The sequence below is a fragment of the Pseudomonas sp. 10-1B genome (assembly GCF_000935045.1).
Taxonomy (GTDB): Bacteria; Pseudomonadota; Gammaproteobacteria; order Pseudomonadales; family Pseudomonadaceae; genus Aquipseudomonas.
Genome location: NZ_JYKS01000008.1, coordinates 18,408 through 31,228, shown reverse-complemented (window position 1 = coordinate 31,228; position 12,821 = coordinate 18,408). Strand labels below are relative to the sequence as shown.

Here is a 12,821-nt window from a genome sequence, read left to right as displayed (position 1 = left end):
CTCATGGCGCTTGAACGCTGCGACGTGGAAAAGATCGCCCATCTGGCCCGCCTGGGCCTGAATGATGGCGAACTGCCACGCATTACCGACGCCCTGAACAGCATTCTCGGCCTGGTCGACCAGATGCAAGCGGTCGATACCACTGGCATCGAACCCCTGGCCCACCCGCTGGAGGCCAGCCAGCGCCTGCGTCCCGACCAGGTCACAGAAAGCAACCAGCGCGACGCCTACCAGGCCATCGCGCCATCGACCGAGAGCGGTCTGTACCTGGTTCCCAAAGTCATCGAGTAAGGGATAGAGCCTGCCATGCATCAATTGACCCTGGCCGAGATCGCCCGCGGACTCGCCGACAAGTCGTTTTCCTCCGAAGAGCTGACCGGCGCCCTGCTGGCGCGTATCAAGCAGCTCGACCCGCAGATCAACAGCTTCATCAGCGTCACCGAAGACCTGGCCCTGGGCCAGGCACGTGCCGCCGACGCCCGCCGCGCCGCTGGCGAAACCGGCGCGCTGCTGGGTGCGCCAATCGCCCACAAGGACCTGTTCTGCACCCAGGGCGTACGCACCAGCTGCGCCTCGAAGATGCTCGACAACTTCAAGGCGCCGTACGACGCCACCGTGGTCGCCAAGCTGGCCGAAGCCGGCATGGTCACCCTGGGCAAGACCAACATGGACGAGTTCGCCATGGGTTCGGCCAACGAATCCAGCCACTACGGCGCGGTGAAGAACCCGTGGAACCTCGAGCACGTCCCGGGCGGTTCGTCCGGTGGCTCGGCTGCTGCCGTGGCCGCGCGCCTGCTGCCGGCCAGCACCGGCACCGACACCGGCGGCTCGATCCGCCAGCCGGCGGCACTGACCAACCTCACCGGCCTCAAACCGACGTACGGTCGTGTGTCGCGCTGGGGCATGATCGCCTACGCCTCCAGCCTCGACCAGGGCGGCCCGCTGGCCCGCACCGCCGAGGACTGTGCCCTGCTGCTGCAAGGCATGGCTGGTTTCGATGCCAAGGACTCCACCAGCATCGAAGAGCCGGTGCCAGACTACAGCGCCAACCTCAACGCATCCTTGCAAGGCCTGCGCATCGGCCTGCCGAAGGAGTACTTCGGTGCTGGCCTGGACCCACGCATCGCCGACCTGGTCCAGGCCAGCGTCAAGGAGCTGGAAAAGCTCGGCGCGGTGGTCAAGGAAATCAGCCTGCCGAACATGCAGCACGCCATCCCGGCCTACTACGTGATCGCCCCGGCAGAAGCCTCGTCCAACCTGTCGCGTTTCGACGGCGTGCGCTTCGGCTACCGCTGCGAAGCCCCGAAAGACCTCACCGACCTGTACAAGCGTTCCCGTGGCGAAGGCTTCGGCGCTGAAGTGCAGCGCCGCATCATGGTCGGCACCTACGCCCTGTCGGCCGGCTACTACGATGCCTACTACGTGAAGGCGCAGCAGATCCGCCGCCTGATCAAGAACGACTTCATGGCGGCCTTCAACGACGTCGACCTGATCCTCGGCCCGACCACGCCGAACCCGGCCTGGAAGCTCGGTGCCAAGAGCAGCGACCCGGTCGCCGCCTATCTGGAAGACGTCTACACCATCACCGCCAACCTGGCGGGCCTGCCGGGCCTGTCGATGCCAGCCGGCTTCGTCGATGGCCTGCCGGTCGGCGTGCAACTACTGGCGCCATACTTCCAGGAAGGCCGCCTGCTCAACGTCGCACACCGCTACCAGCAAGTGACCGACTGGCACACCCGCGCCCCCAACGGCTTCTGAGGAATTCACACATGCAATGGGAAGTTGTGATCGGGCTGGAAATCCACACTCAGCTCGCCACCCAGTCGAAGATCTTCTCCGGCAGCGCCACCACCTTTGGCTCCGAGCCGAACACCCAGGCCAGCCTGGTTGACCTGGGCATGCCCGGCGTACTGCCGGTGCTGAACCAGGAAGCCGTGCGCATGGCGTGCATGTTCGGCCTGGCCATCGATGCCGAGATCGGCAAGCGCAACGTGTTCGCGCGCAAGAACTACTTCTACCCGGACCTGCCCAAGGGCTACCAGATCAGCCAGATGGACCTGCCGATCGTCGGCAAGGGCCACCTGGACATCGCCCTGGAAGACGGCACCATCAAGCGCATCGGCGTAACCCGCGCGCACCTGGAAGAAGACGCCGGCAAAAGCCTGCACGAAGACTTCAGCGGCTCCACCGGCATCGACCTGAACCGTGCCGGCACGCCGCTGCTGGAAATCGTCTCCGAGCCGGACATGCGCAGCGCCAAGGAGGCCGTGGCCTACGTCAAGGCGATCCACGCGCTGGTGCGCTACCTGGGCATCTGCGACGGCAACATGGCCGAAGGCTCGCTACGCTGCGACTGCAACGTGTCGATCCGCCCGAAAGGCCAAGCCGAGTTCGGCACCCGCTGCGAGATCAAGAACGTCAACTCGTTCCGCTTCATCGAGCGCGCGATCAACAGCGAAATCCAACGCCAGATCGACCTGATCGAGGACGGCGGCAAGGTGGTGCAGGAAACCCGCCTGTACGACCCGAACAAGGACGAGACCCGCTCCATGCGCAGCAAGGAGGAAGCCAACGACTACCGTTACTTCCCCGACCCGGACCTGCTGCCGGTGGTGATCGAGGACAGCTTCCTCGAAACCGTCCGCGCCGGCCTGCCGGAGCTGCCGACCCAGAAGGTCGAACGCTTCCAGAGCCAGTACGGCCTGTCGGCCTACGACGCCAACGTGCTGGCCTCGAGCCGGGAGCAGGCAGACTACTTCGAGGAAGTGGTGAAGATCGGTGGTGACGCCAAGCTGGCTGCCAACTGGGTCATGGTCGAGCTGGGCAGCCTGCTGAACAAGCTGGGCATCGAGATCGACCAGGCGCCGGTCAGCGCCGCGCAGCTGGGTGGCATGCTGCTGCGCATCCGCGACAACACCATCAGCGGCAAGATCGCCAAGACCGTGTTCGAGGCCATGGCCGCCGGTGAAGGCGATGCCGACAGCATCATCGAGAGCAAAGGCCTGAAGCAGGTCACCGACACCGGTGCGATCGACAAGATGCTCGACGAAGTGCTGGCGGCCAACGCCGAGCAGGTCGAACAATACCGCGCAGCCGACGAGGCCAAGCGCGGCAAGATGTTCGGCTTCTTCGTCGGCCAGGCCATGAAAGCCTCCAAAGGCAAGGCCAACCCGGGGCAGGTGAACCAATTGCTCAAGGCCAAGCTCGAAGGGTGACCTGAAATGCGGCGAGGGCTTACGCCCTCGTTCGCCGGCAAGCCAGCTCCCACAGGTACCGCATCGTGCCCAAAGGCAGTGATGTACCTGTGGGAGCTGGCTTGTCGTGGCGACGAACCGCGGCGATGGGCCGCACAGCGGCCCCAATTGCAGCATCGGAGCAAGAACTTGCTAAAACGATCCCTCACTACCCTGGCCCTCTTTTCCCTCCTGGCCGGCTGCGCCAGCCACGACATCGACCCGCGCGGCTACGACAAAACGGGCACCGCCTCCTATTACGGCTCCCGCCACCACGGCAAACGCACCGCCAGCGGCGAAGCCTTCAACCAGCATGGCCTCACTGCTGCCCACCGGAGCCTGCCCTTCGGCAGCCGTGTTCTGGTCACCAACCTGGCCAACCAACGCAGTGTCGTGGTCCGTATCAATGATCGTGGCCCACATACCCGTGGCCGCCTGATCGACCTGTCACGCGCCGCAGCGGAAAAAATCGGCATGCTCCGTAGCGGAACGGCGCGCGTCCGGGTACAAGGGCTTAGCGACTGACGCGACAGGAGTCCGACCATTTTCGACCTGGCCACCCTTCCCACCTTCAGCCTCCTGCAACTAGGCATCGCCTTGCTGTTGCTGGTCGCTGGCGCCGAATTGCTGGTGCGCGCAGCCCTGCGCCTGGCCCAGCGCCTGCACGTGCGCCCACTGATCATCGGCCTGAGCCTGGTGGCCTTCGGCAGCACCGCGCCACAACTGACCGTGAGCCTGCAGGCCGCCTACCAGGGCGCGCCGGATGTGGCGGTGGGCAGTGTGGTCGGCAGCAACATCTTCAACGTGCTGGTCATTCTCGGCCTGGCCGCGCTGATCATCCCGCTGCGCGTGTCACGCCAGCTGGTGCGCCTGGACATTCCGCTGATGATCATCGCCAGCGGCCTGGTCTACGCCTTGTCCGCCAACGGCCACCTGGGCCGGTTCGAAGGCGGCTTGCTGCTGCTCGGCCTGGCCGGTTACCTGGCGATGCTGTGGCACCAGTCGCGGCACTACGCACGCACCTACCCCGCACCGCACACCGTCACAACCAGCGCCGGGCGCTTCTGGTCGGGCACGCTACTGCAAGTGGTGGCTGGCTTTGGCTTGCTGAGCCTGGCAGGCCACCTGCTGCTGGAGGCCGCCGTCGAGGTCGCCACTGACCTGGGCCTGTCCGAGCGTATCATCGGCCTGACCGTCGTCGCCGTCTGCACTTCCCTGCCAGAACTGGCCGCCGCGCTGATCGCCGCTCTGCGTGGCGAACGGGAAATCGCCGTGGGCACGGTGATCGGCAGCAACCTGTTCAACTTGCTGGCGGTGCTGGGCCTGACCGCAGTGGTCGCCCCCGAACCGCTGTCGATCTCGCCCAACGCCCTGGCCTTCGACCTGCCGGTGATGCTGGGCGTTGCCGCGCTGAGCCTGCCGGTGTTCTATTCCGGTTACCGGATCACCCGCGCCGAAGGCCTGGTGTTTCTCTGCCTGTACCTGGCCTATGGGCTGCACGTGGCGGCCTTTACCATGGGCATGCCGCTGGCCGGCCGCCTGGAGCGCTTGATGCTGTTCTATGTGCTGCCTGTGCTCGCCGTGGTGCTGCTGTACACCACGGTGCGTGCCTGGCGCCGTCAACACTAAGGAAAACGACATGACCGAGAGCAACAAGACCGGCGAGCAGATTCGCCGCCAGGTGATGGGCGATGCGTTCGTCGACCGTGCCCTGGGCAATGCCACCGACTTTACCCAGCCGCTGCAGGACTTCGTCAACGAGCATGCCTGGGGCAGTGTATGGGCGCGTGACGGGCTGCCGTTGAAGACCCGCAGCCTGATTACCCTGGCCACACTGACGGCACTCAAGTGCCCGCAAGAGCTCAAGGGGCATGTGCGCGGGGCGCTGAACAATGGCTGTACGGTAGAAGAGATTCGCGAGGCGCTGCTGCATTGCGCGGTATATGCGGGGGTACCGGCGGCGATCGATGCGTTCCGCGCGGCGCAGGAAGTGATCGACAGTTATCAAGGCTGATTCAGCCTTTTTCAGGCCCGGCCTCTTCGCGGGCACGCCCGCTCCCACAGTGTGGGCGCACAGGCCTTGAAACCTGTGCAGCACCTGTGGGAGCGGGCGAGCCCGCGAAGAGGCCGGTACTGTATTACCTATTTAGCCTGGCGAGCCTTCTTCAGCTTGAAGGCTACCCACAACGCGGCAATCCACGCCGGAATCAGCATCACCGAAATACGGATCGGCGGGGTCAGGTACATCACCACCAGGATCAGCACGATGAACGCCAGGCACAGGTAGTTGGTCAGCGGGTGCCCCAGGCTCTTGTAGAACGGCATGATCCCCGCCGCCAGCTTGGCCTTGCGGAACTTCAGGTGGGTAATGCTGATGCTGGCCCAGTTGATCACCAGCGCCGATACCGCCAGGGCCATGAGCAAGCCAAAGGCTTCACCTGGCATCAGGTAGTTGATCAGCACGCACATGCCCGTGGCGAAGGCCGATACACCCAGCGCTGCCAGCGGCACGCCGCTACGGCTGACCTTGAGCAGCTGGCGCGGTGCATCACCCTGGCTGGCCAGGCCGAACAGCATGCGGCTGTTGGCGTACACGCAGCTGTTGTACACCGACAGCGCGGCGGTCAGCACCACGATGTTGAGGATGGTCGCCACCAGGTCGCTGTCCAGTTCGTGGAAGATCATCACGAACGGGCTACCGCCCTGCACAACCTTCTGCCACGGGTACAGTGACAGCAGCACCGCCAGGGCACCGATATAGAAGATCAGGATGCGGTACACCACCTGGTTGGTGGCCTTTGGAATGCTCTGGCGCGGGTTTTCCGCCTCGGCGGCAGTGATGCCCACCAGTTCCAGGCCACCAAACGAGAACATGATCACCGCCAGGGCCATTACCAGGCCGGTGACGCCGTTAGGGAAGAAGCCACCGTACTGCCACAGGTTGGCCACACTGGCATCCGGGCCGCCATGGCCACTGCTCAACAACCAGGCGCCGAAGCCGATCATGCTGACGATGGCCACCACCTTGACCAGGGCGAACCAGAACTCCATTTCGCCGTAGATCTTCACCTGAGTGAGGTTGATCAGGTTGATCACCACGAAGAAGATCGCCGCCGTGGCCCAGGTCGGGAAGTCCGGCCACCAGTACTGCACATAGATACCCACCGCCGTCAGCTCGGCCATGCCGACCAGCACGTACACCACCCAGTAGTTCCAGCCCGACACGAAGCCGGCGAACTCGCTCCAGTACTGGTGGGCGAAGTGGCTGAAGCTGCCGGCCACCGGCTCCTCCACCACCATTTCGCCCAACTGGCGCATGATCAGGAAGGCCATCAGGCCGGCAATGGCATAGCCCAGCAGCACAGACGGGCCGGCCAACTGGATGGTCTGGGCGATGCCCAGGAACAACCCGGTACCGATGGCCCCGCCCAGCGCGATCAACTGGATATGGCGATTCTTCAGCCCGCGCTGTAACCGCTCGGGCGTGCTCTGGTCTTGCATGAAGTGTCCTTTAGCTCAGTGAGGCTGTGTTTTTTGTGTTGTTTGCAGTCAAGGATCTAGATCCATCCGCCCCACTGCAAGATGAAAATGCCAATGTTGGTGGTGATCGCCGCCATTAGCGTGGTAATCACGATGATCGACGCGGCCAGTTCATGGTTGCCGTTGGCCGCCCGCGCCATCACGTAGCTGGCAGCTGCGGTCGGGCTGCCGATGTACAGGAACAGGATGCCCAGCTCGGCCCCGCGGAAGCCGCACAGCCAGGCACCGAGGGTGCCGAGCAGCGGTAGCCAGACCATCTTCACCAGGCTGGCATCGATGGCCAGCCTGCCGCTGTCGCGCAGTGCCGCCAGCGACAGGGTGCCGCCAATGCAGATCAGCGCCAGCGGCAAGGTCATCTGCGCCAGGTAGTCGCCCGAGGTCAGCAGCCAGTTGGGCAGCGGCACCTGGCCGTAGGCCATGGGGGTAGCGACCAGCACGCTGATGACCAGCGGGTTGCTGAAGATGCTCTTGCAGAGGCTCCACGGGTCAGACTTGAGGTCCGGGCTGTATACCGCCAGCACCACCACCGACAGCGAGTTGTACATGAGGATGACCAGGCCGGCGAGTACCGCGCCCAGCGAAATACCGTAGTCGCCGTACAGGCTGGCGGCCAGGGCCAGGCCGATCACGCCGTTGTTGCCGCGGAACGCGCCCTGGGTATAGATGCCTCGTTCCGCCAGCGGGCTGCGCCAGATGGCCATCCCCCAGGCGATGGCGAAGCCTGCCAGTGTGGCGACGATGAAATAGAGGAGGACGCTGGGTTTGACCGCTGCCGCCAGGTCGGCGTGGTAGATACCGAGGAACAGCAGCGCCGGCATGCAGACGTTGAACACCAGCTGCGAGGCAACGCGGTTGAAATTGTCGTCGATCAGGTGGATGCGTTTGAGCAGTACGCCCATGAACAGCATGGCGAAAACCGGTGCCGTGATGTTCAGCGTCTGGATAAGAAGGGCGAGCATGCGCAAGCGATCCTGCAGGGGGTTGCCGTTAGGCGGCTAATGATACGCCAACGGCTGGGACTTGCGGGGATCGCGGGGGGTTATAGAGAAATTTCTGTCAGTACCGGCCCTATCGCCGGCAAGCCAGCTCCCACAGGGACCCACAGGGTTCGAAGTCTGTGCAATACCTGTGGGAGCTGGCTTGCTGGCGATAGGGCCGGTACTGTCGGTAAAGAATCAGCGCCGAACCGGGCGCTTCTGCAGCTTGCGCTGCAAGGTCCGGCGGTGCATGCCCAGCGCCCGCGCGGTGGCCGAGATATTGCCCTCGTGCTCGTTCAGCACACGCTGGATGTGCTCCCATTGCAGGCGGTCGACCGACATCGGGTTTTCCGGCACCAGGGTATCCAGGTCGGTGTGCTCCGACAGCAGCGCCGCCAGCACGTCGTCGGCGTCGGCCGGTTTGCACAGGTAGTTGCAGGCACCGCGCTTGACCGCCTCCACCGCAGTGGCAATGCTCGAGTAACCGGTCAGGATCACCACGCGCATCTCCGGGTCCAGCTCCAGCAGCTTGGGCAGCAGCACCAGGCCGGAGTCGCCTTCCATCTTCAGGTCCAGAGTGGCGTAGTCCGGCAGGTCCTGCTGGGCCAGGATCAACCCCTCCTCGGCGGAACTGGCGGTGCTCACGCGGAAACCACGGCGGCTCATGGCCCGGGCCATGACCCGGGTGAAGGTGGCATCGTCATCCACCAGCAGCAGGTGCGGCAGCTCTTCGCTTTCGACCTGGTTTTCTTCGCTCATCATTCATCTCCTCGCTTGCCATAGGGCAGGCGCAGTTCGGTCAGGGTGCCACCCTGTTCATGACTATAGAGTTTCACCGAACCGCCCGCACGGGTCACGCTGGCCTTGCTCAAGAACAGGCCCAGGCCGAAGCCTTTGCCTTTGGTGGTAATGAAGGGTTTGCCGATGGCTTCGGCAATCGCCGGCGGCACACCGGGGCCATGGTCGCGGATGCTGATGACGATGTCCTGGGCGTCCCAGTCCAGGCGCACTTCAAGGTCATCGGGGCAGGCATCGGCGGCATTGTTCAACAGGTTCAGCAGCGCCTGGGTCAGGTCCGGTGGCGGGGTCAGGCGCGGCACCTGGCCGTCGCGCAGGCGCTGGAAGCGGTAGCTAGCCTCGGGGCGCATCAGGTGCCAGCGGTTGAGCGCCTCGTCCAGCCACGCGGTCACGTCCTGCTCCAGCACCGCCAGGCGGCGGTTGGCTTCGGCGGCGCGTACCAGCTGCTGCAGGGTTTCCTTGCACAGCTTCACCTGGTCCTGAAGGATCTGCAGGTCTTCCTGCAGCAATGGGTCGGCATGGTCCTGGCGCATTTCATTGAGCAGCACGCTCATGGTCGCCAGGGGCGTGCCCAGCTCATGGGCAGCACCGGCGGCCTGGGTGGCCACAGCCAGCAGTTGCTCATCACGCAGGCTTTCTTCACGCCGCTCGGAACGCAGCTGCTCCTGACGGCGCAGCTCTTCGGCCATGCGTGCGGCAAAGAAGGTGATCACCGCTGCGGCCAGGGCAATACTCAGCCACATGCCGTAGACCTGCATCTTGTCCCGCGCCATCGGCAGGCCTTCGAGCGGGTAGAACTGCACCAGCAGCAGGCTGTAGGCGGTCAGCGCGATGCCCGACAGGATCAGCGAATACAGCCACGGCAGGGTGACCGCGGCAATCGCCAACGGTACCAGGTAATACGACACGAACGGGTTGGTCGAACCGCCGGAGTAATACAGCAAGGCGCTGTGGATCAGCAAGTCACAGGCCAGCTGCAAGGCGTACTCCAGCTCGGTGACCGGCAACGACAGGCGCAAGCGCAAGGCCGTGAAGGCACACAGCAGCGAAGACAAGGCCAAGGTGCCGGCCAGCGACAGCCACGGCAAAGGCAGCAGTTCGGTCCAGTAGGCGACGCCCACGGAGCCGGCCTGGGCAGCCAGGACCAGGACCCGAATGACGGTCAGGCGCCAGAGGTTCTGGCGGGTAGCGGACAGCGGTTGTACGGCGGCGAGCATGAGCTCTCCTGATGAGTGCTCCAGAAAATCGGCTGGAGTATACCGAAGCCGGGCGCCTCGCTGCAGCGATGCGGCAAAGCGCCACAGGTTGTCACAGGTTCATGATGGCATTTTTGAACCCACTACACTGTTGCCGGTCTTATGGGCCATGCGTGGAATGGATGACCAGCCTCCACGCCTTTCATTGCCAAGGAGTAACACATGCACATTCCACGTCGCGGCGCCGCCCTGATTCTGTCCTGCGGCCTGCTCGCCAGCCTGCCGGTGCTGGCCGCCGATGAACCGCGCTACAACCAGGTATCGCTGCGCGCCGAAGTCAGCAAGGAAGTGGCGCGCGACCTGATGGTCGTGACCCTGTACAGCGAAGCGCAGAACACCGACCCGGGCAAGCTCGCCAAGCAGATCACCGAAACCATGAACAAGGCCGTGCAGCAGTCGCGCCAGGTCAAGGATGTGAAGATCAGCCAGGGCAGCCGCAACAGCTACCCGGTCTATGACAGCAAGGGCCAGAAGATCACCGGCTGGCGCGAGCGCGCCGAGCTGCGCCTGGAAAGCGCCAACTTCCCGGCCCTGTCCCAGCTCACCGCCGACCTGCTGCAAGAGCTGAAAATGGGCGGCATGGACTTCTCCATCGCCCCGGCCACGCGCAAGGCCAGCGAGGATGCCCTGCTCAAGGACGCGGTCGATGCCTTCAAGGCACGTGCGCAACTGGCCACCGAGGCGCTGGGTGGCAAGGGCTACAAAGTGGTCAGCCTGAACCTGAACAGCAGCGGTTATCCACGCCCGTACATGCGCAGCGCACCGATGGCGATGAAGGCCATGGGGGCGGATGAAGCGGCGCCGGCGCCTGATATCGAAGCGGGCACCAGTGAAGTCAGCATGAATGCCGATGGGCTGATCGAAGTGCAGATGCCTTGAGACCGCCGGGGGCGCTTTGCGCCCCATCGCCGGCAAGCCAGCTCCCACAGGAACCTCACAAGCCTGAAAAGTAGTGGAACCTTTTGTGGGAGCTGGCTTGCCGGCGATGAGGCCATCCGAAAAAACGCAGTATCAGACCTTTCCTACGCACCACCAAGGTGCCTCCTACATTTTCCCCCGCCCCGAAACATCCCGCAAAAAGCCATCATTTTGCCTGCGCAAACGTTTTACTTCGCCAAAAGTTATACCGATGCGACATCCATGTACGTTCGTGCCACCTTTCCGGCGCCAACTATCCTTATGTGTATTGCATTGGGAACAGCCCCTGCATAAGTATCCGCAGGTCGGCTCACGAGGCCACCTCAATCGAAAAATGACAACAATGAGGCCACCATGCTCAAACACGCAGTCATTCCGTTCCTGCTTGGCGCAGGCTTGCTCACCGGCGCACCGTCGGCCCTCGCCGCGTCCAACCTGGTGTTCTGCTCCGAAGGCAGCCCGGCCGGTTTCGACCCGGGGCAATACACCACAGGGACCGATTTCGACGCCTCGGCCGAGACCGTGTTCAACCGTCTGACCCAGTTCGAGCGCGGCGGCACCGCGGTTATCCCGGGCCTGGCGACCAAGTGGGAAGTGTCCGACGACGGCAAGACCTACACCTTCCACCTGCGCGAAGGGGTCAAGTTCCACACCACCGACTACTTCAAGCCCAGCCGCCCATTCAACGCCGATGACGTGCTGTTCACCTTCAACCGCATGCTCGACAAGAATCATCCGTTCCGCAAGGTCTACCCCACCGAGTTCCCGTACTTCACCGACATGGGCATGGACAAGAACATCGCCAAGCTGGAGAAGCTCGACGAGCATACGGTGAAGTTCACCCTCAACGAGGTCGACGCTGCGTTCATCCAGAACCTGGCCATGAGCTTCGCCTCCATCCAGTCCGCCGAATACGCCGATCAGTTGCTCAAGGATGGCAAGGCCGCCGACATCAACCAGAAGCCGATCGGCACCGGCCCGTTCGTGTTCAGCAAGTACCAGAAGGACGCGCAGATCCGCTTCAAGGGCAACAAGGATTACTGGCAGCCCGATGACGTGAAGATCGACAACCTGATCTTCGCCATCACCACCGACGCCTCGGTACGCATGCAGAAGCTGAAGAAGAACGAGTGCCAGGTCACCCTGTTCCCGCGCCCGGCCGATATCGAGCCGCTAAAGAAAGACCCCAAGCTACAGATGCCCCAACAGGCCGGTTTCAACCTCGGCTACATCGCCTACAACGTGATGGACAAGATCAAGGGCAGCAACGAGCCCAACCCCATGGCCCAGCTGAAAGTGCGCCAGGCGCTGGACATGGCCGTGGACAAGAAGAAGATCATCGAGTCGGTCTACCAGGGCGCCGGCCAGTTGGCAGTCAATGCCATGCCGCCTACCCAGTGGTCCTATGACGACAGCATCAAGGATGCCCCGTTCGACCCCGAGAAAGCCAAGCAACTGCTCAAGGAAGCCGGCATCAAGGAAGGCACCGAGATCACCCTGTGGGCCATGCCCGTGCAGCGACCGTACAACCCCAATGCCAAGCTGATGGCCGAAATGCTCCAGTCCGACTGGGCCAAGATCGGCATCAAGGCAAAGATCGTCAGCTATGAATGGGGCGAGTACATCAAGCGCTCCAAGGGCGGCGAACAGGGTGCCATGCTGATCGGCTGGAGCGGCGACAACGGTGACCCGGACAACTGGCTGGGCACCCTGTACGGCTGCGATGCCGTCGACGGCAACAACTTCTCCAAGTGGTGCTACAAGCCCTACGACGACCTGATCAAACAGGCAAAAGCCACCCCCGACCAGGCCAAGCGCACCGAGCTGTACCAGCAGGCGCAGCACATCCTCAAGGAGCAGGTGCCAATCACCCCGATCGCCCACTCCACCGTGTACCAGCCCATGAGCGCCAAAGTGAAGGACTTCAAGATCAGCCCGTTCGCGCTGAACTCCTTCTACGGCGTCAGCGTGGACAAATAGGGTAATTCAGGCACCCGCTGAGCGGCGGGTGCCCGCCATCCTTGCCATCTCTTCATGTCGTCCTGCGGCTATCCGCCGCGGGGTCGGCGAACTGTTGCCGCCATTCATACCCAGAGGCG

General features: G+C 63.5%; 12 protein-coding genes. 8 read left to right on the top strand and 4 right to left on the bottom strand.

What is annotated here, in order from left to right; translation table 11 throughout:
- Positions 1–3 precede the first annotated feature (3 nt).
- The 6 genes from gatC to TZ03_RS06755 all read left to right on the top strand — a co-directional run bounded on the left by gatC (position 4) and on the right by TZ03_RS06755 (position 5,247).
- A complete protein-coding gene (gatC, locus tag TZ03_RS06780; protein WP_003255165.1) occupies positions 4–291 on the top strand; it encodes an Asp-tRNA(Asn)/Glu-tRNA(Gln) amidotransferase subunit GatC in 288 nt (95 codons plus the stop codon).
- A 15-nt stretch (positions 292–306) separates the two neighbouring features.
- Positions 307–1,758: an Asp-tRNA(Asn)/Glu-tRNA(Gln) amidotransferase subunit GatA gene (gatA, locus tag TZ03_RS06775; protein ID WP_051096582.1), complete on the top strand. Its 1,452-nt coding sequence runs from the start codon at positions 307–309 to the stop codon at positions 1,756–1,758.
- A gap of 11 nt (positions 1,759–1,769) precedes the next feature.
- Positions 1,770–3,215 carry an Asp-tRNA(Asn)/Glu-tRNA(Gln) amidotransferase subunit GatB gene (gene gatB / locus TZ03_RS06770; RefSeq protein ID WP_051096581.1) on the top strand — a complete coding sequence of 482 codons (1,446 nt, stop codon included), beginning with the start codon at positions 1,770–1,772 and terminating at the stop codon, positions 3,213–3,215.
- Between the two features lie 168 nt (positions 3,216–3,383).
- Positions 3,384–3,758, top strand: coding sequence for a septal ring lytic transglycosylase RlpA family protein (locus TZ03_RS06765; RefSeq protein ID WP_051096709.1), 375 nt, complete (start codon positions 3,384–3,386; stop codon positions 3,756–3,758).
- A 78-nt stretch (positions 3,759–3,836) separates the two neighbouring features.
- Entirely contained in the window at positions 3,837–4,862 is a 1,026-nt protein-coding gene (locus tag TZ03_RS06760; protein ID WP_236692781.1) for a calcium/sodium antiporter, read from the top strand.
- A 10-nt stretch (positions 4,863–4,872) separates the two neighbouring features.
- Positions 4,873–5,247, top strand: a complete 375-nt coding sequence (locus tag TZ03_RS06755; RefSeq protein WP_051096580.1) for a carboxymuconolactone decarboxylase family protein — start codon at positions 4,873–4,875, stop codon at positions 5,245–5,247.
- 128 nt (positions 5,248–5,375) lie between these two features.
- On the opposite strand, the gene TZ03_RS06750 is transcribed toward TZ03_RS06755, so the two are convergent.
- The 4 genes from TZ03_RS06750 to TZ03_RS06735 all read right to left on the bottom strand — a co-directional run bounded on the left by TZ03_RS06750 (position 5,376) and on the right by TZ03_RS06735 (position 9,765).
- Positions 5,376–6,734, bottom strand: coding sequence for an amino acid permease (locus TZ03_RS06750; RefSeq protein WP_051096579.1), 1,359 nt, complete (start codon positions 6,732–6,734; stop codon positions 5,376–5,378).
- Between the two features lie 56 nt (positions 6,735–6,790).
- Positions 6,791–7,732, bottom strand: coding sequence for an AEC family transporter (locus tag TZ03_RS06745; protein WP_051096578.1), 942 nt, complete (start codon positions 7,730–7,732; stop codon positions 6,791–6,793).
- Positions 7,733–7,948: 216 nt separating this feature from the next.
- The gene (locus TZ03_RS06740) at positions 7,949–8,509 is read right to left on the bottom strand and encodes a response regulator transcription factor (RefSeq protein ID WP_051096577.1); all 561 of its coding nucleotides are present in this window, start codon (positions 8,507–8,509) and stop codon (positions 7,949–7,951) included.
- Positions 8,509–9,765, bottom strand: coding sequence for an ATP-binding protein (locus TZ03_RS06735; RefSeq protein WP_051096576.1), 1,257 nt, complete (start codon positions 9,763–9,765; stop codon positions 8,509–8,511). The genes TZ03_RS06740 and TZ03_RS06735 overlap by 1 nt, the downstream gene beginning before the upstream one ends.
- A gap of 201 nt (positions 9,766–9,966) precedes the next feature.
- Between TZ03_RS06735 and TZ03_RS06730 the strand changes: the two genes are divergently transcribed.
- Both TZ03_RS06730 and TZ03_RS06725 read left to right on the top strand, forming a co-directional pair.
- Positions 9,967–10,683 (top strand): SIMPL domain-containing protein, encoded by a 717-nt coding sequence (locus tag TZ03_RS06730; protein ID WP_051096575.1) that lies wholly within the window; start codon positions 9,967–9,969, stop codon positions 10,681–10,683.
- 393 nt (positions 10,684–11,076) lie between these two features.
- Complete coding sequence (locus TZ03_RS06725) at positions 11,077–12,702, top strand: ABC transporter substrate-binding protein (RefSeq protein ID WP_051096574.1); 1,626 nt, start codon at positions 11,077–11,079, stop codon at positions 12,700–12,702.
- Positions 12,703–12,821 lie beyond the last annotated feature (119 nt).

Bases quoted from the DNA above. Each gene is read 5' to 3' on its own strand.
- gatC (WP_003255165.1), top strand. From the start codon at position 4: ATGGCGCTTGAACGCTGCGACGTGGAAAAGATCGCCCATCTGGCCCGC.
- gatA (WP_051096582.1), top strand. From the start codon at position 307: ATGCATCAATTGACCCTGGCCGAGATCGCCCGCGGACTCGCCGACAAG.
- gatB (WP_051096581.1), top strand. From the start codon at position 1,770: ATGCAATGGGAAGTTGTGATCGGGCTGGAAATCCACACTCAGCTCGCC.
- TZ03_RS06755 (WP_051096580.1), top strand. From the start codon at position 4,873: ATGACCGAGAGCAACAAGACCGGCGAGCAGATTCGCCGCCAGGTGATG.
- TZ03_RS06750 (WP_051096579.1), bottom strand. From the start codon at position 6,734: ATGCAAGACCAGAGCACGCCCGAGCGGTTACAGCGCGGGCTGAAGAAT.
- TZ03_RS06745 (WP_051096578.1), bottom strand. From the start codon at position 7,732: ATGCTCGCCCTTCTTATCCAGACGCTGAACATCACGGCACCGGTTTTC.
- TZ03_RS06740 (WP_051096577.1), bottom strand. From the start codon at position 8,509: ATGAGCGAAGAAAACCAGGTCGAAAGCGAAGAGCTGCCGCACCTGCTG.
- TZ03_RS06735 (WP_051096576.1), bottom strand. From the start codon at position 9,765: ATGCTCGCCGCCGTACAACCGCTGTCCGCTACCCGCCAGAACCTCTGG.
- TZ03_RS06730 (WP_051096575.1), top strand. From the start codon at position 9,967: ATGCACATTCCACGTCGCGGCGCCGCCCTGATTCTGTCCTGCGGCCTG.
- TZ03_RS06725 (WP_051096574.1), top strand. From the start codon at position 11,077: ATGCTCAAACACGCAGTCATTCCGTTCCTGCTTGGCGCAGGCTTGCTC.